Below are 26083 nucleotides of genomic sequence, written 5' to 3'. Positions count from 1 at the left end.
TCCCTACACCACATCTGGAATCTGACTTTCCAATTCACGTATTTTGTCTCGTAACACTGCCGCTTTTTCAAATTCTTCCTTACGAATCACTTCATCTAGTTGAAGCTTTAGTTTCTTAATTTCTTTCTTAAGTCGAATAACACCGCCTGACCGCTTTGGCATTTTTCCCGAATGCACTTCATTTCCTTGGACTCTCTTAATCAATTCCAGCAATTTTTCATGAAAAGCATTATAACATTGCCCACAGCCTAATCTCCCTAACTGTTTAAACTTACCATAAGTCATCCCGCAATGATCGCACTTTGTGGTCTTAATATAATCCACTTTTATAGGAGAATCTTGTATCGAATCCAGCAGACCAGTTAAGAAATTATTTATTGTAAAGGATGCATCAAATGCCATCTCCTCACTTTGTTTTGCACATTGTTCACAAAGATGCAGTTCTGTTTTGTTTCCATTAAGGATTTTTGTTACATGGACTGTGGCATTCCGTTTGTTGCAGCTTTCACACAACATTTTATTCCCTCCCAGCCTAATTAAATAAAACCATTAAAATATTTTTTAATATTCCTGCTCTTACCGTATCCTTGATATTCATCGGTACGTTGATGCTTCGGTCACTGAGAGCTGCTGCCATGATTCGTGCCTCTCGGTCATTGATAAATCCCTTTTCCTTGAGCATGCCAATCATAGCCGCAGCGCGCATCATACTAATTGCTTCATTTGTTTCTTCTAAAAGCATTCGAAGCAATTGATTTTTATCTATATTTAATTGAATAATTTTAATATAGCCGCCTCCACCTCTACGACTTTCAATCACGTATCCTTTATCCAGTGTAAACCTGGTAGTCAATACATAATTGATCTGAGAAGGAGCACAATTAAAATAGTTGGCCAACTCATTCCTTTGAATTTCAATAGCCTGATTATTAGCCTCTTCCAAAAGTTCCTTAATAAAGCCTTCAATGATGTCAGTAATTCGAGACATCTCTACCACCTCGTTTTGACTTTCTTTGATCTTCTTATATTTTAAACAAATGATCTTAGAATTTCAAGGTCAATTTTTAGTATTTTTTTGGAATTTTCTTCAGTTTTCACTTTCTTTTTATTCAATTTATAGATTTATTTTATATTTTTACCACTTTTAAAAACAGCCAATCATAGGATTGGCTTTGTTTAGCTTCTTTTTTTATGCGCGATAATATGATACTCCTTGCCGTCATGACTGCCTTTCGTTAGCACTTCAAATCCATTTTTCTCAAGTATTGCAAAAAGGTAATCTGATTGATCATCATCATATTTGTCAATCGTAATAATGAGTTCATCATCCGCGCCTACCGACTGCATAACATCCATCAATCTGTCATTGGCACTCAGACCTAATTCTTCTTCTAAATGTATATAGTGATCTGACATTCAAAACCCTCCTTCTATCTTTTTCTTACTTATTTTCTGTAATCCCTAATATATTATGCCTATATCTTTCAATTTAAAAAGAGTCCCGTGGACTCTCTAGTAATCAATTTCCTTTAACAGTACTTGCAGTACCGGTTCATCTTCTTTGAGGCTAAAGACAGATTCTTCTACAACAGCCTTTGTCAATCGTACACTATCTCCTACCCGAATCGGATACTCCACCTTGCTGCAGTTGAACAGTCCATATAATTCATCTTCACTCAAATACATTTCCCGTATATGCTCTTTTTTAATCAGCGGACCCATTTGAAAAATAAAAGAAACTTTCATTTCAACCTACCCCCATATCATTCAAACAGAAACGGAGCCGAAGCTCCGTCTGATTATTTCTCTGATTTTGCTGCATCAATAACCTTTTGACTCAGGTGCTGAGGCATTTCATCATACCTTTCAAATCTCATGGTAAAGCTTCCTCTTGCTTGTGTCATTGATCGTAAATCCGTTGCATATTTAAAAAGTTCTGCCTGAGGTGCTTCTGCAATGACTTTTTGTGAACCGTCGCCCAGCGGCTCCATTCCTAGAATTCTACCGCGGCGTTTGTTCATATCTCCCATGATATCTCCCATATAGTCTTCCGGCGCTACGATTTCCACCTTCATAACTGGCTCCAGTAGTACCGGTTTAGCCATTTCCATCCCTTTCTTAAAAGCTAGGGAAGCAGCAACTTTGAAGGCCATTTCCGAAGAGTCTACATCATGGTAAGATCCATCATAGAGTATTGCTTTCATATTCACAACAGGATACCCCGCTAAAACACCTGATTCCAAACACTCACGCAACCCTTTTTCAACAGCAGGAATGTATTGTCTAGGTACAGAACCGCCAAAAATCTCCTCTGTAAATACAAAGTCCTCGTCGGCAGGCTCAAACCTGATCTTAACATCCCCATATTGTCCGTGTCCTCCGGATTGCTTTTTATGCTTCCCTTGTACATCCGCTTTTCCTTTGATGGTTTCGCGATAAGGGATTCTCTGCTCTGCCAGTTGAACATCTACACCAAACTTATGCTTCAGTTTATTGGTAATAACATTGATGTGCATATCTCCCTGTCCACCAATAAGCGTCTGCTTCGTTTCCGCATTTCGAATTACAACAAAGGTAGGATCCTCTTCCGTCAAGCGGTTTAATCCTACTCCAATTTTCTCCTCATCCCCTTTAGCTTTCGGCTCTACTGCCATGAAAAGCGTTGGTTCTGCAAAAGCAACTTTATCGTATCTTACTGAATTGCTCTTATCGCACAGCGTATCTCCCGTTGATGCATACTGCAGTTTAGCAATCGCTGCAATATCTCCAGCAACAACTTTGCTTACATTGATTTGGTTCTTGCCTCTAAGTAGGAAGAGGTTCCCTACCTTTTCCATTTCATCTTTATCTGGATTATATATTTCCATATCGGAGGTCAGCTTCCCGGAGCATATTTTCAATAGTGAAATCTTTCCTACATATGGGTCTACGATGGTTTTAAATACATAGGCTGAGAAAGGCTCCTTCTCATCGATGGTCTTTTGTACCGGTTTATTTTCTCTTACATGAACCCCTTCTACCACTTTAATATCCCCTGGAGAAGGCATATAGTCATTAATCATATTCATCAAAGTGTGAATACCAATATTATTTATACCAGAACCTAGCAATACTGGTACAATATCTCCGCCCAGCACACCTTTTCGAAGGCCTTCGTGGATTTCTTCCGTAGTAAACTCCTCACCGCCAAAATATTTTTCCATTAGCATTTCGTCACTTTCTGCCACGGATTCCATTAACATTTCACGTACTGCAGAAACACTGTCCATCATATCTTCCGGTACAGGCTGGTCTGTACAGTCTTTTCCATCATATATCCTTGCTATCATATCTACTACATTAACAATCCCTTTAAAGCTGTTTGCATCTCCCAAAGGAATAGCGAAAGGCGCAATGCCTTTTCCAAATTTTTCCCGCAAATCATTCAATAATTTATCAAAATTAACGTTTTCCTTATCCATCTTGTTAATAAATATAAATTTAGGCATCTTTCTATCAATAGTGTATTTCCAAACCTTTTCTGTTCCAACTTCTATTCCAGAAGATGCATCCATGACAATTACAGCTCCGTCGGCAACCCGTAATGCACTTTGTACCTCACCGATGAAGTCGAAGTATCCAGGAGTATCAAGTATATTATACTTGCAATCTTTCCACTCAATAGGAATCAAAGAGGTACCAATTGAAATCTTACGGGCGATTTCTTCCTTATCAAAATCTGATACAGTGTTTCCATCCTCGACTTTTCCGAGTCTGTTTGTAACTTTCGTGGTAAATAGCATGGATTCCGTTAATATCGTCTTCCCGCAGCCTCCATGTCCTACTAATGCTACATTCCGTATTTTGTCGCTTTGATATTCCTTCATTTAAGATCCCCCTCGCTTCAATATTTCTTGTCATAATTGGACAACTATATCTATAATATTCTATACTATTCAGAAAATTCCTTTTAGTTTTTATATTTTGTTATCCGAATGTAATATTTTTTATTTTATATAGTTGTCTAATGTTTAACTATTTTTCTATATTATTCCATAAACAAATTCCAATATACATATAAAGTCCATAAAAAATCAATTTTTCATGGACTTTATATATATATACTTTTTTATGAGATTATATTGTAAATATTTTTCTTATCTCTATACATATTTTCATCAGCTATTCTCAGTAACTCCTCTATCGTTCGAGGCTGATTCGCACAATGCATGGCAACACCAATGCTTGCGGATAATTTGTAAGGCCGGTTCTTTAAATGGTTATGCTTTTCTACCATAAGATGCAGGCGCTCTGTGATTGTTTCCATAGCCTTTACTTCTTTACACAAGGCAATCACCACAAATTCATCGCCTCCAATCCGAGCAATAATATCGGATTCTCTAAAGGTATTTTTCAAAATTGCAGCGGTATCGATAATTGCCCGATCCCCTTCATGATGCCCGAAGGTATCATTAACTTGCTTTAAGCCATCTAAATCTATATAAATTAATAGCATAACTTGGTTTGTACGCACTGCCGCCTTTCGTTCCCTTGCAGCGAGATCTAAAAAACCGCGTCGATTATATAACCCCGTTAGTTCATCAATGCTAGATTGTATTTGCAGCTTTTTTAGAAGCTGCTGCCTCTCAATAGCGTACTGGATGGATCGAATCAATATTTCCTTTGTAACTTCCTCTTTGTAAAGATAATCTTGGGCACCTTCTTGAACTGCCCGGATAGCCATGTCCTCACAGCTCAATCCAGTAAGAAGTATAATTGGTATTTCATCGCTTTGTTGTTTGATTTTCAAAAAAGTTTCATAGCCTTGTGAATCAGGCAGCCCTAAATCCACCAACGCTATGTCTAGATTTTCTTCTCTTAGAATCTTACAGGCATCCTCTAGACGCCGCACATGGGTTATTGCAAATTTTATATCGGATACTTCCTTTAATATTTCTGTAATAAGTCTGGCATCCCCATGATTGTCTTCCACCAACAGTAGTTTAATTAAACGGTTATATTGACACATTTTCTCACCTCCTTGGTAATTTTACAGCAGTCATCCAGAATTCTTCAATCGCCTTTACCATCCGAATGAATTGATCAAGCTCTAAAGGTTTAGATATATAACAATTTGCATGCATATGATAAGCGTTATAAATGTCTTCTTCTGTTTGAGAAGAGGTCAGTATGATTACTGGAATATGCCGCAGCACGATATCTTCTTTAATTTCCTGCAGTACTTCATATCCACTTTTTTTAGGCAGATTCCAGTCTAATAGAATTAAATCCGGTAATGTCCCATAGACTAGCGCACTCTGAATGCGAAGATAGTTGACCGCCTCTTCACCATCTCGTATAACACAAATCCGATTGCTGATCTTAGCTTCTTTCATAACTTCCATAATTAGTCTAATATCACCGGGATTATCTTCTACTAGAAGTATTTGAAAGGGTTCTCCCGGTATTTTTCTTTGCATTTTAATTTCCCCCTATAGCCGGTATTGAAAAATAGAAAGTTGTCCCCTCATTAACTTCTGATTCTAGCCAGATTTGACCTCCATGCCGCTCTACAATTTTCTTACATATGGATAACCCGATACCTGTGCCTTCATATTCCTCCCTTGTATGGAGTCTTTGAAAAATAGAAAAAATTCTTTTTTGGTGATGATAAGGTATACCTATACCATTATCCTCTATACGAAAGACCCAATACGCTTTTCTTTTCATGGCTGAAATATTTATCTTTGGTTTATCATGACTGTTGAATTTTATTCCATTGCTAATTAGATTTTGCAGTAGTTGAATCATCTGTGTTTCATCCCCATAGATTTCCGGAAGTGAATCATAGGTAACTTTGGCATTCCTTTCATGGATATATATGGATAAATTATCTAACACCTTTTGGAGCATGTTTTGGGAGCTGATCATAGCAAACTTTTCCTCTTTTGTATTCACCCGTGAATATGTCAAAAGATCATTGATAAGCTTTTGCATCCTTTTTGCTCCATCTACAGCAAAATGAATAAACTCATCAGCATCCTGATCTAAACGTCCCTTGTACCTTCGCTCTAAAAGCTGCAAATAACTGCTTACCATTCGCAAAGGCTCCTGAAGATCATGGGATGCTACATATGCAAATTCTTGAAGGTCTTTATTCGACTGCTCAAGTTTTTTCGTTGTTTCTTTTAGTTCAAGTTCTGCAAGCTTTTGCTGTGTAATGTTTTTAGCAATCCCATGTATTCCTGTAACTTGTCCATTCATAATGACAGGGATATTGGTAATATTAAAATAAATCTTTCTGCCGTCTTTGCCAAGGATGGCCAATTCATAATTTTGAGATTCTCCGCACAGAGCTCTTTCATGATGATATTGAGCCTTATCTCGGTCTTCCGGGGAAACAAAATCTAAAAAAGATCTAAAAAGCATCTCTTCTCTTTGATATCCGCCAGCCTTTCCGCAAATCTGATTAAGGTCTTGAAAATTCCCTTCACAGTCGATGGTATAAACAGCATCGGGATTTAAATGAAAAAGTGCCCTGTATCTTTCTTCACTATTTAGCAGCTGCTGCATATTATCACTTATCGTGCTGGACATTTCATTAAATGCTTTGCAAAGAGCGCGCAGTTCTATGGGAGCAGAAGCAATAACATTTTCTTCGATTTTAAAATCATAGTCGCCTGACTGAATAATCTCCGTACCCTGTAGAACATATTGAATGGGTACCTCTATTTTTTTACTTAATCTCAAGATGAGGAGTATCAGCAAAAGAAATACAATGATGAGCGTAGTTCCCCAGAAAAACAGCTGCTTGTAAAATCTATGCAGAAGAATATTTTTGGCGATTTTATTAATGATGTCCCACTTTCCATGTTTGGTCCGGTGATAATTACGATATGCTTCGGTTTCTCGATAATCTACGTAAGAAGTTTCCATCCTTTTGCTATCTAATACACTGCGGAGTATTTCCGTATCTACCTCAAGGTCCGCTACGAGAGAGACTTTTTCGTGCTGAAAGCCAATGTAGAAAAATGAAATGATTGCAATACAACTTAGCACTGCAATCATAAAGCAGCCCCAAAACCGAAGCTGTCCATTCAATGTCTGTAATCCTAAAGCTTTTTTAATTCTATCCATATTTTTCTTCAAAATATCGCTCCTCTTAAGAAAGCTACACCCTATAATATTACCGGCAATTTTCTCATCAGCATAATTTCTCAATTATTTATTCGACATATTTCGACTTTTTCCTTCATTTATTACTTTTCTCTTTTCTATGAATTTATTCATATGGCATTTTAAAATGAGCTGTGTATTCTATTATGGGTCCAGGCACGTATTGATTGGAAAAATTAAACAGCGGTCAAATTGGCTTTCACATCAGCCATTTTGATCGCTGTTTAATTTAATGGGCGTATTTTTTTATCAAAAATCGTTTTTATTCAATAATACCTGACATTGTGATCACTTCTAATCCTCTATTTCTTAATTCTTTAATCAATATGTTCAAACCAATAGAGTCGCTTGCCATATGTCCTGCTACAATTACATTTCCAATATTTTGCTTCTCCACTTCTTCACGGACATCATCAGGTATATGCATGCAAATAATAGTACCTACTCCCGCTTCAAAATATGCTTTAAAAACATCCGTCCCCCCATTGGTTCCACCTGCCATTAGTACCGCTACTTTACCGGCATAGTCATCACTTCCACCTACGCGAATCACGGGACCTGCCGGTGTACTTTGATACTCTCTGATTTGCATAAGAGTATTTATAACATCTTTTAAAGTTGCCTTCGGGTTATTGTGGAGCACTTGATCAATGTAATTCTGAACATACTTTTCAGTAATCCTGTCAGCAGGCAAGTGGATGTTCATATAGGGCATTTTTAATAACTTTGCTGCAGATTGAATCCGGTCATAGTTTTTCACATGGGCATTTCGCTCAAGGCTGTTAACCTTTTTTCTCAATGCTTTTTGCGCTTTATTGATGGGAATCCCATAGGATATCATTTTATCGATTTGAACTTCCAATACCTTATGAAAATGGATTTCTTGCTCACCGGTATGAGGATGATGACTAATTACCAGGTCTACACCTAATTCTTTTCCCAATAAGAGCTCTTGTGTTTCCATATCCACGCCAAACAATACTTTTTTAATATTATCTCCTTGAACCACAATTCCAGAATCCCATGGAATCTCTTTTAGGTCTGACAATTCCAAGGCTATGTCCATAATTTCCTTCGTATTCATATGCTTCACCCTTTATGTATAAGACTTTTTCTATGTATATTGTATATTTTTTTTCTTTTTCATACAATCTATTTCGTAGTGCGAAACAAAAAAACATGGTCTAATTCCGGCAGAGGCGACCAATCAATCGGTCAAGATAATGGGATTTCATTTGCTGACTGGCCATCGCCTGCTTTACTGGCGGCAATCTTAGAATAACCCCTAGAATAGCGGCCATAGCCCTATGGCTCATATACGCCTTATTATCAAAAATAAGATGATGCAGCTTTCCTCTTTCAATCGCCATAAGGACTGCCCGATGCGTAGAATTAACCGGTGTAATAATCCTTTGGTTTCTTGATTGTAATGACAAGGCTTTTACAGGGCAATTTCGAAGGCATAGACCGCAGCCTAGGCAAATACTTTCATCAATTTTCACCTTTCTATGGATAGTATTTTGTAAGTCATTGTTCTTTACTATAGTAGCAGCTTCTACAGGACAAACCGCCACACATTTTCCACAGCCTTTACATTGATCCACGTTCACTACGGGGAGAAAATTAGTGGTGTGGATGGGCTGCAATACCCCGAACTTCTTTGCAGCTATCATGGCTTCACAACAGCAGCTGCAGCAGTTGCAGATGAAATTTACTTTTTCTCTCACATTTTCGCCGAATTGCACGAGATTATGCTCCCATGCTTTCTCCAAGAGTCTCAGCCCCTCTACTTCATCTACAGGTTTAGCATATCCATGCTTAATAAGAGATGCTGCAGTACCATGAAAGGTCATGCAGATCTCCATCGGTGCATTGCAGGCTTTACCCACATGCTGCATCTTATGTCTACAATAACATATGCCGATTCCAATATGCTTCGCTCCTTTTATTACCTCACTGGCTCTTTCATAATCCATTACATGAAGAGCATTCTCACTGGATAAAACTCTTTCTTGTACAAATACTCTCCCCAACTGCGTTTCTCCGTGCAGTAATAAATCTTTGATAAAATCCTCTTCTACATTAAGATATTGATAAAATAATTCTCCTAAAAGCTTCTGATCTATATCTCCACGAAAACGCATCATAGAAAACTCAAAAAAACCAGCCATCGGCGGAGGCAGAATATATACTTGCCTTCCATTGCTTTCCATATCCAAAAGAATTGCTCTACTGGACAATTCGTCCAATATCTTCTTTGCTTCCATTGGCTTCATATTCCAGATCTTTGCAGCCTTTTCTACTGTAAATGGCTTGATTGGCAGCTGCGCAACCAAGTGAGCCTCACTTTCACTAAACAGCATTTTCAAAATCTGGAACAGTAATGCTGTAGGCGGCGCCCCTTGCGGAAATCGATTTAATCGTTCGGATAACCGTCGGTATCCGGACTTAATCGTATGATGGGCCATTGTCATTCTCACCCCCTAATATTTTACTGACATATGAAATTTTTTTCTATTGTAGTATATTCATAATTTCTAGGAATCATAAGACAACCTTTAAAATTTTATAAAAAGAAAACCCCATACGGTTAAATTATTTGTATGGAGTCAATCGGATTAGAATTATTTATCTGTTAATACCGACGCAAAGGCTTTTACATAGGCCCCTAGATCCGGAGGTCTACGGCTTGAAATAATATGTTCATCAACCACAACAGCTTCATCCAACCAGATAGCTCCGGCATTTTCCATATCATCACGGATGCCTGGCGTACTGGTTACTTTTCTTCCTTCTAATATTTTTGCCGAAATGAGTACCCATCCTGCATGACAAATCTGTCCTATAGGTTTGCGATTTTCATCCATATAGCGAATCATTTCTAATACCTCCGGATATCTTCTTAATTTATCCGGCGCCCATCCTCCTGGAACTAAAATGGCATCATAATCAGCAATATGAATATCTTTAAAGGCAAAGGCTGAAAACACAGGAACACCATACTTTCCTATGTATTTTTCTTTAGCTTTTGGCCCTACCACGTCTACTTGAGCACCTTCTTCCCTTAGGTACAGCAGTGGATACCACAGCTCTAAGTCTTCAAATTCAGATTCTACCAAGGCAACAATTTTTTTATTTCTTAATGCCTTCATCGCTTACCCCTCCATATTTTTTAAATATTCATAACTCTTAATCTATTCATTCTCATTATACCACCCTTTTCCTTCCACCAAACTGAAAAATTGTTTTTTAAAAGTTATATCTGGGTACAATACTAATAAAAACAACAAAGATACATATTTCTCTAATCTTCCTACTATATTTCTTTCTATAGAAAGAAAAAGCTATCAATAGACAATATCGAATTTCTTTGTTCAAGATGAAATGACTATGAGGAGGAAACTAGATGATTAGCAAAAAGTTATTTTCAGAATTAAATGATCAAGTAAAATATGAACTTTTTTCTTCTAACTTTTATTTGGCGATGGCCGCCTACTGCGCCTCGGAAGACTTGAATGGCTTTTCCAACTTCTTTAGAGTACAAGCTGAGGAAGAAAAATTCCATGCGATGAAATTTTTTGACTATATTATAGAACGAAATGGAAGAGTAAAGATTGCAGCACTAGACCAGCCTGATAATGACTATCGTTCCATGCTGGATGCTTTTCAAAGAGGCTATGTTCACGAGCAATTTGTAACAAAACGGATCTACGGCCTTATGGATATAGCTATGGATGAACGGGAGCATGCAACCATTAGCTTTTTAAAATGGTTCATCGACGAACAGGTGGAAGAAGAATCTACTTTTAACAGCATCATCAAAAAACTAGAGAGAATTGGCAATGACACCAATGCATTATATATGCTGGATGCAGAATTGGCTCAAAGAGTATTTACTCCGCCAACTGATACCAATCAGTAATCCTTCTCCTAACATAAGCTTTACTATAGTAAAAAGAGCGTCTACGACGCTTTCGCTAGGGAACCCTAGGTTCCCTTCGACGACTGCTATCGCAGTCTGAGCACCCTCCTTAGTACGGCAGGGGATTTCATCCCCTACAACCCCTATTTTTTATATAATAGAAAAGTAAAACTTTCCTACTTATATAAAAAAGGGTGTCTTTATTTAAAGACATCCTTTTTTGATGATTTTTTCAATAGCTATTCTAATTTTTTATGATTAATTCTTAGAAGGCCTAGCAATAGTCATCGTCTCTAAGACCATCGAGCGCTGGTACAGCAACTTGTCGTTTTTGCAATATCTTAAGTGTCAAATATACAACTGCTTTTTCTTCTATTTTTTTGAAACATTTTTCTTCAAATGGGAATTCCCCTTTGATTGGTTGAGTTCGATTGAGTAATTCATCAAATTCAACGATTCTGCTGCTGATCAGTTCACAGAAAGGAAGTTCATTGAAGTATTCTGTGCTGATTTGGTTAAACTCAGACAAATCGGAAGACAGCAGATGATCCTTTTCTGCAAAGTCTGGCCCTTTGAGGTCTTGTTTTCTAAAGTAGCGGAATTCTGTTGCTTCGCTTGGTACAATTGGCAGCGGATCAATTCCATTAAAGATTACCGGAGTCGTACAGCTGAAAGGTGCATCCACGGTACAATGTTTGATATCTCCGCAAATTCCTTCATTCGTTGAGCATTTTGCTGTAGCATATTGGATATTCTTTCTGATGAATCCTTTAATGAACAACATGTTTGTGTCTTGTATTAAGAGGCATTGGGTGATCTTCAAGTGCTTTTTGATATCCTTAATCTCAATGGCAGGTTCCGGTAAAGTAATAATAGAATTCACATTGATCTGTACCGTTAATTCTGCTAGTACAACGGGTATTTTTGCAACTGCACCCGTTGCAAGGGGTGTAATAGCTACTGGGATGTTCCCACAATCTGGTGCAGTTCCTCCAATAACCTTTGCACAAGCAGATTTTACTAATGATTTTCCATCGGATGGTACTCCGACCTTTGGCATGTTATATTTGTTCCATGGCATATTCTATATTCCTCCTTCATTATATTATAGAGATCTGATTTTTCTTGGACTATCCTTGTTGTCCTAGTACAGGATATTCATCCTGTCCTAAATATGCTACCTAATTTTAATTAAATTTTTTATTATCTTTTCTGCATTTCGTTCTAATGAGCAATAGATTTTTATCTATTCCTTGAAATTTCAAGAAAAAGAGCAATGCAACAAAGCACTGCCCTTTTTCTTGAATCAATTTTACATCTTACCATTTAAAACAAATTCCAATTGCCTTTGGTCCTAAGTGGGTCCCAACCACCGGGCCTAATTCATCTACGGTTACCCATGCATTTCTAAATTTTTCTTCTATTATTTTCTTTAATTCATTTGCTTCATCTTCATTTAATGTATGGCAAATATTGATTAATTCCTTATATTTTAAAGATTTTTTTGCTTTTATAAGGGTAATTAAAATATAACTAAATGGATGGGGGGATTTCTATGTATAGCAAAAAAAGATCATTTTAATCCCTATCGAAAAGCAATTATTGTAAATAAAGATGAAAACTTTGAAGGAATCCTCGGTCATAAGGACCCTGCCCAAAATATTATATGCAAATGCGAACAGGTTACAGAGGCGGAAATCATCGATGCCCTTCAAAGGCCGATCCCTATTAAATCTTTGGATGCAATCAAAAGGCGTACCCGAACAGGTATGGGCCTTTGTCAAGGCCACTTCTGCGGACCAAAGGTTAAGGCAATCATCTCAAGAGAAACAGGGTTGTCTGAAGAGGAAATCACTCCCCGTGGCAAGGGGTCTTCTATCCTCCCACCCCGGGCAGAGCGCAGTTTTTTTATCAGGCTGAATGCAAAGCCATAAATTTGTCAAAAAACAGTCTGAAATCTAGACATACTGTATATGCTAGATTTCAGACTGTTTTTTCAGGCCAAAATTCTTCCAAAGCTTTTTTTAATCTGGCAAGTGCCTTTATTCGTAAACAGTTTCTCCATTCCATTGGAAAGATCTGCTGGTATCTGCTGGTTGTAAACCTTTCATCAATTAACAGAATCACACCCTGATCTTCCTCTGTTCGAATTACCCTGCCGGCTGCCTGCAGCACCTTATTCATACCGGGATACATATAGGCAAACTCAAAGCCCTGTTGATTTTTCTTTTGAAAATACTCCCGGATAATATCGGTCTCTAGACAAATCTGCGGCAATCCGACACCTACAATGATCGCTCCAATTAACCGTTCACCGGTCAGATCTACACCTTCTGAAAAAATGCCGCCCATAACAGCAAAGCCAATTAAGGCATCAGATCTACCCGGTTGAAAGTTCTCTAAAAAAGCTTTCCGTTCTTCCTCGCTCATTCCATTTTGCTGTACGATTACAGTCATATGAGGATACTGTTCTTGAAAAATGGCAGCTACCTCTTGCATGTATTTATAGGAAGGAAAATATACCATATAGTTTCCTTTTTTTCCGCATACGGTTTCATAAATATATTGAGCAATGGAGGTGTAACTCTTTTCGCGATCTCTATATTTAGTAGAGACATCGCCGGCAATCATCAAGCACAGCTTTTCTCGTTCAAAGGGCGAGGGTAACAGTAGTTTACGCGTCGCTTCGTCACCTCCAAGGATTTCCACAAAATAATCCATCGGTGACAACGTGGCAGAAAACAATACAGCAGCTTTCCCTCGCGCCAAGGCTTCTTTGAGAAGTTTGGAAGGATCCAGGCAAAAAAGCTTTAGCTTTAAATCTCCCACTTCTTTCTCCACATAGGTTACATACCGTTCATCATATAATTCTGCAATTCTGAGAAAAGCAGCGGCCTCAAAATAGAAATCCAAAAGTTCTTCATATCCACTGGTTTTTTCATTTTTTTGAAGCCATTCATCAGCCTGTGTCATAAATTTTCTTAGCATGGGATATATCTCTTTTGGCTCTTCTGTCATAACCAATATACCCTTCTCTTCCCATTGCTTTCTCATCTGTATCATATAGGCATTCAATTGATTGAGACTTTTAAATAACTTCGGTTCTTTCTCTTTCATCATTTTTTTCAAGTGGAGTATTTCCTTTTTATTTAGCGCTGCGGAAAACATCTCCCGTGAACGGTCCACCAGATTATGGGCTTCATCGATTAAAAAGATATAATCCTCATTTTGTTCTTGGAAAAAACGTTTTAAATATACTCTTGGATCAAATACATAGTTATAATCACAAATGACACAATCAGCCCATAGAGCCAGATCCAATGAAAATTCGAAGGGACAGACACGATGCTTTTGACCATAGATTTCGATAATCTCTCTGGTAAGAGCATTTTCATTCTTGAGAATATCCTCAATGGCAGCATTCACCCGATCAAAATGTCCTTTTGCATAACTGCATTCCTCTGGCACACATTTTGCTCCTTTTTCAAAACAGATCTTCTCCTTGGCAGTCAACGTAAGGGTTTTACAATCCAATCCCTTCTTCTGCATTCGCTCAAATGCTTCTTCTGCAACACTACGGGTAATCGTTTTGGCTGTCAGATAGAATATTTTTGAAGCATACCGCTCGCCTAAAGCTTTGACTGTAGGAAAAAGCGTAGAAATCGTTTTTCCCGTCCCTGTAGGCGCCTGGGCAAATAATTGCTTTCCCTCTTTTATTGATTTGTAGACAGCTACAGCCAGATTACGCTGTCCTTTTCTATATTGACCAAAAGGAAACTCCATCTGTTGAATCGATTGGTTCCGCTTTATTTCCCACGATCTGGTCCAATTTGCCCAGCTTATATATCCTTTAAGCAGTTCATATAAAAACACCTCTAGCTCCTGTATGTGAAAGGCTTTACGAAATCTCTTTATTTCTTCTGTATCCAGCTGATAATAGGTTAATTGGACACTGATTTCATCTAATTGATTCTGCATACTATATATATAGCCATAGCACTTGGCTTGCGCCCAATGAAGCAGATTCTCCCCATCCAGCTCCTCTAGGGGTCGCATGGTGGTCTTAATCTCATCAATAACAGGCCCATCAGCTTCTAGAAAAATCCCATCGGCTCTCCCTTGAAGAGTAAGTATGATTTCTTCATACTGTAGGGTATGTTTTAGGGCAACTTCCGGAATATAATTTTCCTTATAAGATTTTTGAAGCTTCTGGTGAGCTTTTGTTCCTTCGACCGCTCGACTGCTGCCCATGAACCGACTATCTAAATTACCTGCACGAAGAACAAGTTCCACCAGATTGCGTACCGACAGAATAATTTCTTGCTTCTGTTCCATAATTTCATCCTTCCTATCAAAATAGAAAAGATGGTATTGAGGCTGTAGCCTCAATACCATCTTCTTTATTGTACCACAATATTATAAATTCTGCCCGGTACGTAAATTTCTTTCACAACTTTCTTTCCTTCAATAAATTCAAAGATTTTTTCATCTTCTTCCAGCTTTCTTCTAGCATCCTCTTGAGTACCATCGGAAGGAATTACGATCTTGCCGCGGACCTTACCGTTGATCTGTACAGCAATCTCAATCATCTTCTCAACAGTCTTAGCCTCATCCCATGCAGGCCAAGCCTGTTGATGAATCATACCTTCAAACCCTAGTTTCTGCCAAAGCTCTTCAGCGATATGTGGTGCAACAGGCGTTAAAAGCAGCAAGAATGCACTCATTTCTCCCTTTGTTACCTTTCCTGCACTATTAAAATCATTCAATAGCGTCATGAGCGCTGCAATACCAGTGTTGAATTTCAAGGTTTCGAAATCCTCGCTGACCTTTTTAATGGTCTTATGCATAGCAGTTTCAAGCTCTGAAGAGAAGTGCTCCCCTTCTACAATTAGACTTTGAAGTTTCCAGACCCGGTCCAAGAATCTTCTACAACCTTTAACACCATTTTGAGACCATGGAACACTCTTCTCAAAATCTCCTATGAACATCTCATAGACACGGAAGGTATCTGCACCAAATTCTTCAATAATATCATCAGGATTGACTACGTTCCCTCTGGATTTAGACATTTTTTCATTATTTTCTCCCAGAATCATCCCATGGGAAGTTCGCTTCTGGTAAGGCTCCGGCGTAGGCACAATACCGCAATCATATAGGAATTTATGCCAGAACCTGGAGTATAGCAAATGCAGGGTTGTATGCTCCATGCCCCCGTTATACCAATCAACCGGCAGCCAATAGTCTAAGTTTTCCTTACTTGCAAAGGCATCATTATTGTGTGGATCCACATATCTTAAGAAATACCAGGAAGAACCTGCCCATTGAGGCATTGTGTCGGTCTCCCTGCGTCCAGCCCCTCCACATTTCGGGCAAGTGGTTTCAATCCAATCGGTTATCTTTGCTAAAGGAGATTCCCCGGTTTCTGTAGGTTCATAGCTTTCTACCTCAGGCAGCAGCAGCGGCAGTTCTGCCTCCGGTACCGGTACCCATCCACAGGTTTCACAGTAAATCAAAGGAATCGGCTCTCCCCAATAACGTTGACGTGAGAATACCCAATCTCTCAGCTTAAAGTTTACTTTCCGTTTCCCTAGGCCCTGCTCTTCCAGCCATTTGCTGATCTTTTCCTTTGCTTCCTTCACCTTTAATCCATTGATAAAGTCAGAATTGACTAAAATACCCTCTTCAATATTTGTATAGGCACCCGCTTCAATATTTCCGCCTGAAACTACTTCGACAATGGGTAGTCCGAATTTCTTTGCAAATTCCCAGTCTCTGTCGTCATGGCCCGGTACTGCCATAATGGCTCCGGTTCCATAAGACATCAATACATAATCAGAGATAAAAATAGGAATTTCTTCCTTGTTTACCGGGTTGATGGCCGCAATGCCTTCTATTTTTACACCGGTTTTATCTTTCGCCATCTCTGTACGCTCAAAGTCAGATTTCTTATTGGCATTTTCTACATAGTCTTTGAGTTCCTTCATATTTTTGATATGATCTTCTAATTCTTCAAGTAATGGGTGTTCTGGTGCAATAACCATATACGTAGCACCAAACAATGTATCAGGACGGGTAGTATATACCGTAATTACTTTCCCCCCAGTTACTTGAAAATCTACTTCCATACCTTCAGATCTTCCGATCCAGTTTTTCTGTTGAATTTTTACACGTTCTATATAATCTACCAAATCTAAATCTTGAATGAGTTTTTCTGCATATTCGGTAATTTTTAGCATCCACTGATTTTTAATTCTGCGAACCACTTCACCGCCGCAACGCTCACAAACACCATTTACTACCTCTTCATTAGCTAACCCTACCTTACAATCTGTACACCAGTTAATCGCCGCTTCTTTTTTATAAGCAAGTCCCTTTTCAAATAGCTTTAAGAAAATCCATTGGGTCCACTTATAGTAGTTCGGATCTGTAGTGTTGATTTCCCTAGACCAGTCAAAGGAAAGACCTAAGGCTTTTAACTGGCCTTTGAAGCGCGCTACATTTTTCTCTGTTACCACTCTAGGATGAATCTTATTTTTGATTGCATAATTCTCCGTAGGCAACCCGAAGGCATCCCACCCAATGGGATATAGTACATTGTAGCCCTGCATTCTGCGTTTTCTTGCCACAATATCCAATGCAGTATAAGGTCTTGGATGTCCTACATGAAGTCCTTGTCCAGAAGGGTAAGGAAACTCGATTAATGCATAAAACTTTTCTTTTGACTTGTCATCAGAAGCATAAAAGGCGCCTTCCTGATCCCAAATCGCTTGCCACTTCTTCTCGATTTCTTTTGGATTATATCCTGTCATAAACTTTCACATCCTTTTGGGAATTTTTAATAAACAAAAAAGCCTCCGTCTATGTTAGAGACGAAAGGCTCGCGGTACCACTCTATTTGACAGTTTTACACTGCCCCCTCAAACATGATAACGGATTGAATCCGGTTACGGCTACTTGTCTAATTTCACCCTAACAGCTCCGAGGCGAGTTCGGAAGTCAGTGCTGTCATCTTCCACCAACCGATGACTCTCTATCAACAATGTAACCACCTACTACTTCTCTTCAATGCCAAATTATGAATTTTGAATGTATTGTATCAAATTCTGCGGCAAATTTCAACGCTTATTTATTATATTTCTCCTATTATATGAAATTTTATGTTTTTTTGTATCAATTTTTTTCATCAATCGCATAAAATGTACTTTGTCATATATAATTTTTTATTTCAAAATCAGGTTGGGGATAACTTTTTTCAGTAGTCTGATTATCCACACCTTATTCAGGCTTATTCCTCTTATTTGCTGCATAGCTGACGCCAATACCATGATTGCCTGAGGATACAGTTATAACACCTCTTGCTTTCTCTTCTTCCGATAGAGAAGTGAGCTTACTAAAGGCACCTCTAATTTTAAAGGCCTTTAATAACTGCTGACATTCCAGCTTTAGGTAAACTTTTGTCTTTTCATTGCTAAAGTTGATGGAAAAATCCAAGGGCGTTCGGTAGATATATTTCTCAATTCGATCTCTTGCTGCTTGTACATCCTCAAAGGTAATCATATATTACCGCCTCCTATTTTTCTATTCATCTTAATTATACCTATAGTATTCCCCACAGCAATAAGAACTCAGGCAGAAAATATTTTGCCTGAGTTCTTATCATTAATGAACTACATCATTCATAATCTCATAGTCTGCTAATTATTCTCTTTATTTATTCTAAACCAGTTCGAAAATCATAAGGGCAAGGTGTTGGTTGCACAAAATTCATATTATTATTTGCATCATCCAGTGCATTTTTATAGTATTCCTGCTTTGTACGATTATTCTCCAATAATGCGTCGTTTGCTGATTCCATTAATTCATCTATTGTCATAAATTCGTCACCCGTCCATACAAAGCGGTTCTCATCTACAAATCCATTTAAAACATTTAACTTCATAGCAGCCAGCTGAGCCGATAGCATATATCCCATATTTACTGAATTTGCTCCTCGAAGCCAATTTTTAAATTGACTATAGCCATTAGGATCAAAAGATGTACCGTCAGACTTTACAAGATTTAATCCTATCAATACTTGCAAATCTTCATCAGATACCAATTTTTCTCCATTTTTATTTCCCCAAAAGCCGATGGTATGGCCACCGCCTCCACCTAAGCATATATTCCCAAATACAACTTCTTCTTCATCGCCATTTTGCAAAGTTACTTCAACAAGCATAGAAGTAGTTGCTACCCAATGGTCTAGGATATATTCTTCTATTGTATAGGTACCTGGAAGCACATATTCGTCATAGGCTGTAAAAAAGTCCATTTCACTTCCATCTTCATAAATTATTTTCACTTTCCAGTCAAGCAGTTCTGGCTCATCATCATCCCATTGTCCATTTACATTAATATCATAGAATTTTCTTATAGTCAACTTCGGAAGCTCTGGAATAATATTTTGATCGCAATAGAAGAAAGTAACATGGCTGATTGCATAATTTTTACCATTCTTCTGATTGATTGGCGTGTATAGATTGCTGCCAGCAGTAGCACCCTCTGAACCATAATCATATAGGTGTCCACCATGACCGCCCTTTACCCATACATATCTTACAGGTTCAGTTGAAGTCCATGATATTACTCTTCCATTTTCAACATCTAATTCTGCCTCAACGGTAATTCCATTCTTTGTTTCTGAGAAAATCCCTTCACCAGCGGGATTATTAATTTTAATTAGATCGCATACATTAAAAATTCCTTCCAGATCCTTATCATTGGCACCCCATATGCGCTGTGGTTGCGGTGTTGGTGCATAAGTAGTCAACACAAATGCATTTAGTGCAACAGCTTCCGGTATTAGTTCTTCTTCTACCACTGCATCTTCTTCTACCACTGCATCTTCTTCTGTCGCTGCATCTTCTTCTACCGCTACATCTTCTTCTACTGCTGCTTCTTCTTCTACCGCTGCTTCTTCTTCTGCCGCTGCTTCTTCTTCTACCGCTGCTTCTTCTTCTACCGCTGCTTCTTCTTCTGCCGCTGCTTCTTCTTCTACCGCTGCTTCTTCTTCTGCTGGTTCTTGGGATATTACTACAGGAGATTTAGGACCTTTTTCAACCGGTGGTTTCGCATACACATTGATAGCTGCTCCAAAAGCCAGTAATACAATAAGTGTCATGGCAAAAATAACTCTTATTTTTCTGTTCATTCTCATCTTTTACTCTCCTCCTTTTTTCATAAACCTGTTTTTTTAGATTAAAATCACTATAAATCTCTTTTGTATGTAGCTCCATAGCTAAATATACAGTCCAATTTCGTTGTCTCTCCTGTTTGCAATCCCTCCTTTTATCCTATTTCGTTTTTTAAAATTTCAAGAGTGTTTCTATTTATCCCTCTGCTGTAAGAGGAAAAATGACATCTAAATGATTACTTTTATAGACATTATTTACTTGAAAAAATAAAAAGCTGCCGCATATCTTCTACGGCAGCCAGACGATCATCATATAAATCTCTTCGATTTATACCTTAGATTCTGTACTTTGCGTCCCATACTTTCGTATGGTTTGCCTTTATCATAGCCTATTATATCTAGTAGTATACCCATAGGTTCTTCTTCCAAACTGTTAATGATAAATATTTTCTTTTGAATGTCATTCCTATTTGATTAGTTTATATTCTTAAATTCATTAATATAGATATCCACCTTTTAGTGGCAATATACCACTTTTTTACACCTTAACTAGAACTTTTTTCCCATACAGCGGATAGACAAAAAACTGACCTGTATTTTATTACAGGCCAGTTTTTCTAGTCTAAAGCACTCTCAATCATCTGTATATAGCTTCTGGTAGTATCATCCAGTGAAGCGAGTCCTTCATACCAATGTTGGTCTGGCTTTACTTTTTTCGAAAAGTATCTGGATTTCAAGATTAGCTCCGGCCGATACTCAAAATGAAGAATATCAAAATGCGCCCATTTTCCACCCCATATAAATCGATTTTTTTCAAAGATTTCTACGATTTCTCTTGGATATACCGCCAGCCTTTTCTCACCCTCTTCCCGGGTAGTCCACTTCCAATAATCCTTGTTATTTCTTGCTAGGTCGATAGCTGTTCCAAATGCATGGGGACTAAGCTGCCCTGTTCCTGCAATATTTCTATAATTAAAGGTACCGCTCATAGGAAATACAAAAGAATAAATCCTAGGGTTATTTCCTGCCATTGGCACCAATTCATCTATTACAAGATCCAACGCTTCAGCTGCACCATTTTGCTCATTAAATAAAAGATATTGAGATCCGGCTTTTACATTTGTGAGATTTCCTTCAACCTGAGTTTTTGAATTTCCATAAATCTCATGAAGAAAAGGATATACACGAATTCTCCCGGGATCAAGATTTGGAGCCATTAGGCTCTGTATATCTTGCAGCGGATATATCTGTTCCAGCATGTCCTGAAGATCTGGATTAATCAATTTCTCCTGAAAGTTCTTTTCCCTTTTATCATCATATAGAATTCTTCTTCCTGAACGCATAACAATAAATATATCCTTATCATTCTCTGCTTCTATACCCGTTATATACCCCGGATATGCCATCATTAGGCAGAGTAAGTCTTGTTTCATCGTTATATTATATTGATCCTCTTCCTCTGCTAATATTAGTTGATTCCGTACATAATCCCGATTGATTGTACCAAATCCTATGGTCAAAAAGAGCAATACCATCCATAATGCTGCTTTCTTCATCATTTCCAAAATCCTTTCCAGTAGTATTCTGCCTATTATAGTATTCTCACTTTTCTATTCAATTACTATCGCTATTTCTTCTTTAATTATTAGTTATATATTTATTATTCCTCTTTTACCGAATAACACTTTCTTTTCCAAGAGAATATTATGATAACAAATTGCTTTTCCTTCAGTCGTTTTTATATTAAAGGGGGCATTCTAAGTGGATTTTGTACAGGAAAATATCGCTGAACGCCTTGGCGGTATCAATTTTGAACCTTCGAAAAAGAGCTACAAGTTTGCAAAAATAAAAAAAATGAAAGCAGCCGTTAGCGCCATGTATCCTCATATCCCTATCATCGATTTGGGTATAGGTGAACCCGATTTGCCAGCCGATTCATCGATTGTAAATACCCTGTTTCAGGAAGCCGGCAAACCCGAAAACCGTTGGTATGCAGACAACGGAATTCTGCCCTTTCAGGAAGCTGCAGGACAATTTCTAGAAAAATTTTATGCTGTACACGATATTGATCCCCAACGGGAAATCTTGCACGGCATCGGTTCAAAACCCATATTGGCTATGCTTCCTCTATGTTTCATCAATCCGGGAGACATAACACTTACCACCGTTCCCGGATATCCAGTCATGGGCACCTATACACAGCATCTTGGTGGAAGTATTTATCCTTTGCCGCTGTACAAAGAGAACGATTTTTATCCTGATTTTTCAAAAATCCCAGCTAATATATTAAAGAAAGCAAAGCTTCTCTACATTAATTATCCCAATAACCCTACGGGACAAATGGCCACTAGAGAGTTTTACGAAACCGTAGTCGAATTTGCTTGTCGAAACCGTATTATAGTGGTTTCCGATGCATCCTACAGTGCTATTACCTTTGATGAAACAAAACCCCTAAGCTTTTTATCCATAGAAGGGGCCAAAGAGGTAGGGGTAGAAATCCATTCCCTATCTAAGGCTTTTAATATGACGGGTTGGCGTCTTGCCTTTCTTGCAGGCAATTCCAGAATCATTGAAGCCTATGGCTATATCAAGGCCCATACAGACTCAGGCCAGTTTATAGCTATCCAAAAAGCAGGGATTTGTGCCTTATCCCAACCAGAGATCATTCAGAAAAACTGTGAGCGCTATAACAGAAGACACAGCTTGCTCGTATCCGTACTAAAAGAAGTAGGATTTGATGTAGCAAAACCAAAAGCCACTTTCTACTGTTATGTTCCCATTCCTAAGGGAACAAAATCTGGAATCTGTTTTAAAAATGCAGAAGAGGCAGCAGAATATCTTCTCAAAAAGGCTTTTATCTCTACCGTTCCATGGGATGATGCAGGATCTTATCTACGATTGTCTGTTACTTTTGAGGCTAATGATTATGAGGAAGAAAAGAAGATCATTGAGGAGCTAAGAGAAAGGCTTTTAAAACTTGAGCTGGTATTTTAGTATAAAAAGTTCATATTATTACATTCATGCAGCTGTGTGATTAAAAAATTTTATTTTTCGGGACGACACGAGGTCTTCCCTTACAATATTTGATTTTCCTAGGGGCAGGCCCTATGTCTGCCCGCAATATTTTACAGTCTCTTGATGTCTTATCCCTTATGACGATTTATCCAAACATGTCTATTTTTTCCCATTTATGATATTTATATATAATGTAATCGGATAAAGCAGGGTGTGATTGTCACTTCTATTTACGAAAGAAAGGAGATGGTGCGATGAGTACATATCAGGCAGTTACGTTAATGATTGCATTTGGAATGTTTACTGTATCGCTTATCTCCTTAATTGTTATCCTAACAAAGGACAACAATAAGGAAAAAAAATAATCACCCTGCCCGTCACGCAGAGTGATTATCATTGATAAACATCTCGTGGCAATCGCATAATGCGAATGCCGATTACCTCTATTAATTGTATTATAGCACAAAATCCTTAAAAGTAAGCATTTGAAATTCCAAATATTCATCTTATTTTTTTAATCTCTTTCCCTTAAACCGCTTCCCTTTTAATACCTATACTTTCCCCAGCAGACTCCGAAGTCTCCACTTCATTTATACCAGGTTGCCTTATTCAAAGGTATTTCGCAACATTGCTTTTTATACTTTATACTTTAATATATAAGTAAAAACTGTTAATATAGCGGTTCTATGTATTCGGCATACCTTTACAAATATTCCATAAGTTAATTGCCTGTACTGATGAACATTGATCTAATGAGAAGTTCATGCTCGTTTAAATCTTATTTATTCTCTATGTACCTCTCTACTAAAGATTTCGCCAGCGCTTCTGATGAATCATACATATTCAATCCCTGATTCAGGCTGCTTAATATACTTAAATCCGTACAGGCAATCACAATTCCATCCACACATTTCCCTTTGACTTCATTGATAAGTTCTTTCCAGCTTGAATTAATAGAATCTCTATCTTTCTTCATCTTTATGGAAGTAATAATACTGTTAATTTTAGGCTGCCAAGCTTCCAAAAAAATAAACTCATGCCCGGCAGATATAATACCTTTCTGATATAATCCAGACTTAATAGTAGTTTCAGTTGCAAATACTGTAATACGTTGTTTCGTGTTGGGTAAACATTTTACCGTTTCCTCTATTATATCTAATAAAGGTATACTAATTGCTTTTTTCAACTCTTTATAATAAACATGTGCTGAATTGCAAGGCATGGCAATTATGCGTACTCCCGTTGATTCCAACTTTCTTAAACCTTCAATTATCGTATCTTTCATTCGTGAATGATCTATTTCCCGATCAATATAAAAAGGGGTTGGCAATGAATAAATCATAATATGGGGATAGTCTATATCATGCTTTGCATTATATTGAACTTGACATTGGTCAAGAACTAATTCCAAAAAAGGACTCGTTGAACGCGGACCCATACCTGCTAAAATTCCAATCATTGGCTGTTCCATCTAAATCTTCCCCCTCCAATATTTGATTAATCATATATTTTTTACGTCGTCTACTTTCCTGTTCAGAAATATATTTGCCTTTTATCTTTTAATGTTTACCTATACTATATTCTATAATACCATACTATGGATCACCTTTATAGAAACTTGTAGCGATTATATATCCAAGTACTACCTGAACTTCTTGCCTGAAAAATAAATTGACTTCCGAATACATGTTCGGTATAATTTCCATATAAATACTTTTTAGGAATGAGTGATGAAAAAATGATAAAAAGAATAATTACAAATTGTGATGATGATACATGTCCTTCATGTGTCATTGCAGGAGACTACATATTTTTGGCTCATCATGCAGGAGGACATGATAAAAATGATATTGTGCATCAGATGGAAGTAAGTTTTAATAGCTTAAAAAGTACTTTAGAAGCTGTGGGCGCTACATTAGATGATATGGTACAAATCAATCTATATCTTAAGAATATTGAAGATTTCAGGCAAGCAAGGGATGTTTTCTATAAATACTTTCAAAATGGTTTCCCTGCAAGAATGACAACCACAACTGATTTTATATCCCCAACATGCCTATGCATGATGATGGGATAGCCTATAAAAAACATAATTGACCTGCACCTATAAAGAAATGTGGTAAACTCTGAGAATTATAACATAGTAGGAGGGCGCTTTATGAAGGATAGACAAGTAACTGCTTATAACGCAGACATTCATACACAGCTAATCGTATTAGAGAAAATCATCCTGTCAAGCAAAATACTGTATGAAGCAATACATAGGGCTAGATTACTGGACATCAAAAATTACTACATAGGTGCTGGGTGCATTGCACAGACAGTATGGAATTATCTATCTAATAAACCATTGGATTACGGTATTGATGACATTGATTTTGCTTACTTTGATCAAAAAAATTTAGGCTATTCTGCAGAAAATGAGGTCATTCAAAAAGTCCATAAACGCTTTTCAGATTTAAATACTAAGATAGATGTAAAAAACCAAGCCAGAGTTCACTTATGGTATGAAGGTCATTTCGGTTACCCTATGAAACCTTATCTATCCCTCGAATCCGCTTTAAATACGTGGCCTACAACTGCTACTGCCATAGGCGTTAGGCTAGGCAAAAATAATGAATTGAAAGTATATGCTCCCTTTGGGTTGAATGATTTGTTCGGAAAAATCGTACGCCCCAATAAGACACAAATAACCGAAAACATTTATAGTGATAAGGTCAAAAAATGGATTCAAAAATGGCCCGACTTAGAAATTATTCCATGGGAGACTTAATGAATCAATTGTTCTATAGCCATTTTAAATATTTCCTAATTTTGGC

At 37.7% G+C, this 26083-nt stretch carries 25 protein-coding genes, 1 riboswitch and 1 other annotated feature; of the genes, 6 read left to right on the top strand and 19 right to left on the bottom strand.

Annotation, left to right across the window (positions count from 1 at the left end):
* Positions 1–3: 3 nt before the first annotated feature.
* The 11 genes from Gferi_RS17110 to Gferi_RS17060 form a co-directional block, all read right to left on the bottom strand.
* Positions 4–516 carry a UvrB/UvrC motif-containing protein gene (locus Gferi_RS17110; protein ID WP_069978604.1) on the bottom strand — a complete coding sequence of 171 codons (513 nt, stop codon included), beginning with the start codon at positions 514–516 and terminating at the stop codon, positions 4–6.
* 16 nt (positions 517–532) lie between these two features.
* Positions 533–988, bottom strand: a complete 456-nt coding sequence (locus Gferi_RS17105; RefSeq protein WP_069978602.1) for a CtsR family transcriptional regulator — start codon at positions 986–988, stop codon at positions 533–535.
* 188 nt (positions 989–1176) lie between these two features.
* Positions 1177–1416 (bottom strand): hypothetical protein, encoded by a 240-nt coding sequence (locus Gferi_RS17100; protein ID WP_069978600.1) that lies wholly within the window; start codon positions 1414–1416, stop codon positions 1177–1179.
* 96 nt (positions 1417–1512) lie between these two features.
* Entirely contained in the window at positions 1513–1746 is a 234-nt protein-coding gene (locus tag Gferi_RS17095) for a hypothetical protein (protein ID WP_069978598.1), read from the bottom strand.
* A gap of 53 nt (positions 1747–1799) precedes the next feature.
* The gene (gene fusA, locus Gferi_RS17090; RefSeq protein ID WP_069978596.1) at positions 1800–3866 is read right to left on the bottom strand and encodes an elongation factor G; all 2067 of its coding nucleotides are present in this window, start codon (positions 3864–3866) and stop codon (positions 1800–1802) included.
* 242 nt (positions 3867–4108) lie between these two features.
* Complete coding sequence (locus Gferi_RS17085; protein ID WP_069978594.1) at positions 4109–5008, bottom strand: GGDEF domain-containing response regulator; 900 nt, start codon at positions 5006–5008, stop codon at positions 4109–4111.
* Positions 5009–5012: 4 nt separating this feature from the next.
* Positions 5013–5459, bottom strand: coding sequence for a response regulator (locus Gferi_RS17080; RefSeq protein ID WP_069978592.1), 447 nt, complete (start codon positions 5457–5459; stop codon positions 5013–5015).
* A 1-nt stretch (position 5460) separates the two neighbouring features.
* Positions 5461–7128: a sensor histidine kinase gene (locus tag Gferi_RS17075; RefSeq protein WP_083273614.1), complete on the bottom strand. Its 1668-nt coding sequence runs from the start codon at positions 7126–7128 to the stop codon at positions 5461–5463.
* Positions 7129–7417: 289 nt separating this feature from the next.
* Complete coding sequence (locus Gferi_RS17070; protein WP_069978590.1) at positions 7418–8239, bottom strand: Nif3-like dinuclear metal center hexameric protein; 822 nt, start codon at positions 8237–8239, stop codon at positions 7418–7420.
* A gap of 100 nt (positions 8240–8339) precedes the next feature.
* Positions 8340–9629: a 4Fe-4S dicluster domain-containing protein gene (locus tag Gferi_RS17065; protein WP_330389355.1), complete on the bottom strand. Its 1290-nt coding sequence runs from the start codon at positions 9627–9629 to the stop codon at positions 8340–8342.
* A 150-nt stretch (positions 9630–9779) separates the two neighbouring features.
* Positions 9780–10307 (bottom strand): type 1 glutamine amidotransferase domain-containing protein, encoded by a 528-nt coding sequence (locus Gferi_RS17060; protein ID WP_069978588.1) that lies wholly within the window; start codon positions 10305–10307, stop codon positions 9780–9782.
* A 254-nt stretch (positions 10308–10561) separates the two neighbouring features.
* Between Gferi_RS17060 and Gferi_RS17055 the strand changes: the two genes are divergently transcribed.
* A complete protein-coding gene (locus Gferi_RS17055) occupies positions 10562–11077 on the top strand; it encodes a ferritin (protein WP_069978586.1) in 516 nt (171 codons plus the stop codon).
* Positions 11078–11351: 274 nt separating this feature from the next.
* On the opposite strand, the gene Gferi_RS17050 is transcribed toward Gferi_RS17055, so the two are convergent.
* A complete protein-coding gene (locus tag Gferi_RS17050; RefSeq protein ID WP_236932619.1) occupies positions 11352–12158 on the bottom strand; it encodes a CsxC family protein in 807 nt (268 codons plus the stop codon).
* Between the two features lie 238 nt (positions 12159–12396).
* Positions 12397–12549 (bottom strand): DegV family protein, encoded by a 153-nt coding sequence (locus tag Gferi_RS29500; protein WP_408607511.1) that lies wholly within the window; start codon positions 12547–12549, stop codon positions 12397–12399.
* 69 nt (positions 12550–12618) lie between these two features.
* Here Gferi_RS29500 and Gferi_RS17045 point away from each other — a divergent pair, with 69 nt between their 5' ends.
* Entirely contained in the window at positions 12619–13011 is a 393-nt protein-coding gene (locus Gferi_RS17045; protein WP_069978583.1) for a (2Fe-2S)-binding protein, read from the top strand.
* Between the two features lie 49 nt (positions 13012–13060).
* On the opposite strand, the gene Gferi_RS17040 is transcribed toward Gferi_RS17045, so the two are convergent.
* From Gferi_RS17040 to Gferi_RS17020, 5 genes are all read right to left on the bottom strand, one after another.
* The gene (locus Gferi_RS17040) at positions 13061–15412 is read right to left on the bottom strand and encodes an ATP-dependent DNA helicase (protein ID WP_069978581.1); all 2352 of its coding nucleotides are present in this window, start codon (positions 15410–15412) and stop codon (positions 13061–13063) included.
* A 65-nt stretch (positions 15413–15477) separates the two neighbouring features.
* Positions 15478–17886 carry a leucine--tRNA ligase gene (gene leuS / locus Gferi_RS17035; RefSeq protein ID WP_069978579.1) on the bottom strand — a complete coding sequence of 803 codons (2409 nt, stop codon included), beginning with the start codon at positions 17884–17886 and terminating at the stop codon, positions 15478–15480.
* A 53-nt stretch (positions 17887–17939) separates the two neighbouring features.
* Positions 17940–18152: a binding site (T-box leader), on the bottom strand.
* Between the two features lie 200 nt (positions 18153–18352).
* Positions 18353–18634 carry a pyridoxal-phosphate dependent enzyme gene (locus tag Gferi_RS17030; protein ID WP_069978577.1) on the bottom strand — a complete coding sequence of 94 codons (282 nt, stop codon included), beginning with the start codon at positions 18632–18634 and terminating at the stop codon, positions 18353–18355.
* Between the two features lie 154 nt (positions 18635–18788).
* Entirely contained in the window at positions 18789–20273 is a 1485-nt protein-coding gene (locus Gferi_RS17025; RefSeq protein ID WP_069978575.1) for a hypothetical protein, read from the bottom strand.
* A gap of 266 nt (positions 20274–20539) precedes the next feature.
* Positions 20540–20637: riboswitch (cyclic di-GMP riboswitch) on the bottom strand.
* 229 nt (positions 20638–20866) lie between these two features.
* A complete protein-coding gene (locus Gferi_RS17020) occupies positions 20867–21808 on the bottom strand; it encodes a M15 family metallopeptidase (RefSeq protein ID WP_236932618.1) in 942 nt (313 codons plus the stop codon).
* 202 nt (positions 21809–22010) lie between these two features.
* Between Gferi_RS17020 and Gferi_RS17015 the strand changes: the two genes are divergently transcribed.
* Entirely contained in the window at positions 22011–23243 is a 1233-nt protein-coding gene (locus Gferi_RS17015; RefSeq protein ID WP_069978573.1) for an LL-diaminopimelate aminotransferase, read from the top strand.
* A gap of 275 nt (positions 23244–23518) precedes the next feature.
* Positions 23519–23629 carry a putative holin-like toxin gene (locus Gferi_RS17010; RefSeq protein ID WP_069978571.1) on the top strand — a complete coding sequence of 37 codons (111 nt, stop codon included), beginning with the start codon at positions 23519–23521 and terminating at the stop codon, positions 23627–23629.
* A gap of 413 nt (positions 23630–24042) precedes the next feature.
* On the opposite strand, the gene Gferi_RS17005 is transcribed toward Gferi_RS17010, so the two are convergent.
* Positions 24043–24735, bottom strand: coding sequence for an aspartate/glutamate racemase family protein (locus Gferi_RS17005; RefSeq protein ID WP_069978569.1), 693 nt, complete (start codon positions 24733–24735; stop codon positions 24043–24045).
* A 267-nt stretch (positions 24736–25002) separates the two neighbouring features.
* Here Gferi_RS17005 and Gferi_RS17000 point away from each other — a divergent pair, with 267 nt between their 5' ends.
* Positions 25003–25341, top strand: a complete 339-nt coding sequence (locus Gferi_RS17000) for a RidA family protein (protein ID WP_069978568.1) — start codon at positions 25003–25005, stop codon at positions 25339–25341.
* An 81-nt stretch (positions 25342–25422) separates the two neighbouring features.
* On the top strand, positions 25423–26037 hold the full coding sequence (locus Gferi_RS16995) for a nucleotidyltransferase family protein (RefSeq protein WP_069978566.1): 615 nt from the start codon (positions 25423–25425) through the stop codon (positions 26035–26037).
* Positions 26038–26083 lie beyond the last annotated feature (46 nt).

It is taken from the genome of Geosporobacter ferrireducens, assembly GCF_001750685.1.
GTDB lineage: Bacteria > Bacillota > Clostridia > Peptostreptococcales > Thermotaleaceae > Geosporobacter > Geosporobacter ferrireducens.
This window is presented reverse-complemented; position numbering and strand designations above follow the sequence as displayed.

Excerpts from the sequence above, each read along its gene's own strand:
- Gferi_RS17065 (WP_330389355.1), bottom strand. The coding sequence starts at position 9,629 with ATGACAATGGCCCATCATACGATTAAGTCCGGATACCGACGGTTATCC.
- Gferi_RS17005 (WP_069978569.1), bottom strand. The coding sequence starts at position 24,735 with ATGGAACAGCCAATGATTGGAATTTTAGCAGGTATGGGTCCGCGTTCA.
- Gferi_RS17060 (WP_069978588.1), bottom strand. The coding sequence starts at position 10,307 with ATGAAGGCATTAAGAAATAAAAAAATTGTTGCCTTGGTAGAATCTGAA.
- Gferi_RS17025 (WP_069978575.1), bottom strand. The coding sequence starts at position 20,273 with ATGAGAATGAACAGAAAAATAAGAGTTATTTTTGCCATGACACTTATT.
- Gferi_RS17040 (WP_069978581.1), bottom strand. The coding sequence starts at position 15,412 with ATGGAACAGAAGCAAGAAATTATTCTGTCGGTACGCAATCTGGTGGAA.
- Gferi_RS17070 (WP_069978590.1), bottom strand. The coding sequence starts at position 8,239 with ATGAATACGAAGGAAATTATGGACATAGCCTTGGAATTGTCAGACCTA.
- Gferi_RS17085 (WP_069978594.1), bottom strand. The coding sequence starts at position 5,008 with ATGTGTCAATATAACCGTTTAATTAAACTACTGTTGGTGGAAGACAAT.
- Gferi_RS17010 (WP_069978571.1), top strand. The coding sequence starts at position 23,519 with ATGAGTACATATCAGGCAGTTACGTTAATGATTGCATTTGGAATGTTT.
- Gferi_RS17055 (WP_069978586.1), top strand. The coding sequence starts at position 10,562 with ATGATTAGCAAAAAGTTATTTTCAGAATTAAATGATCAAGTAAAATAT.
- Gferi_RS17105 (WP_069978602.1), bottom strand. The coding sequence starts at position 988 with ATGTCTCGAATTACTGACATCATTGAAGGCTTTATTAAGGAACTTTTG.
- Gferi_RS17000 (WP_069978568.1), top strand. The coding sequence starts at position 25,003 with ATGATAAAAAGAATAATTACAAATTGTGATGATGATACATGTCCTTCA.
- fusA (WP_069978596.1), bottom strand. The coding sequence starts at position 3,866 with ATGAAGGAATATCAAAGCGACAAAATACGGAATGTAGCATTAGTAGGA.
- Gferi_RS17100 (WP_069978600.1), bottom strand. The coding sequence starts at position 1,416 with ATGTCAGATCACTATATACATTTAGAAGAAGAATTAGGTCTGAGTGCC.
- Gferi_RS17030 (WP_069978577.1), bottom strand. The coding sequence starts at position 18,634 with ATGATTACCTTTGAGGATGTACAAGCAGCAAGAGATCGAATTGAGAAA.
- Gferi_RS16995 (WP_069978566.1), top strand. The coding sequence starts at position 25,423 with ATGAAGGATAGACAAGTAACTGCTTATAACGCAGACATTCATACACAG.
- Gferi_RS17020 (WP_236932618.1), bottom strand. The coding sequence starts at position 21,808 with ATGATGAAGAAAGCAGCATTATGGATGGTATTGCTCTTTTTGACCATA.
- Gferi_RS17050 (WP_236932619.1), bottom strand. The coding sequence starts at position 12,158 with ATGCCATGGAACAAATATAACATGCCAAAGGTCGGAGTACCATCCGAT.
- Gferi_RS17080 (WP_069978592.1), bottom strand. The coding sequence starts at position 5,459 with ATGCAAAGAAAAATACCGGGAGAACCCTTTCAAATACTTCTAGTAGAA.
- leuS (WP_069978579.1), bottom strand. The coding sequence starts at position 17,886 with ATGACAGGATATAATCCAAAAGAAATCGAGAAGAAGTGGCAAGCGATT.
- Gferi_RS17095 (WP_069978598.1), bottom strand. The coding sequence starts at position 1,746 with ATGAAAGTTTCTTTTATTTTTCAAATGGGTCCGCTGATTAAAAAAGAG.
- Gferi_RS17110 (WP_069978604.1), bottom strand. The coding sequence starts at position 516 with ATGTTGTGTGAAAGCTGCAACAAACGGAATGCCACAGTCCATGTAACA.
- Gferi_RS17045 (WP_069978583.1), top strand. The coding sequence starts at position 12,619 with ATGGGGGGATTTCTATGTATAGCAAAAAAAGATCATTTTAATCCCTAT.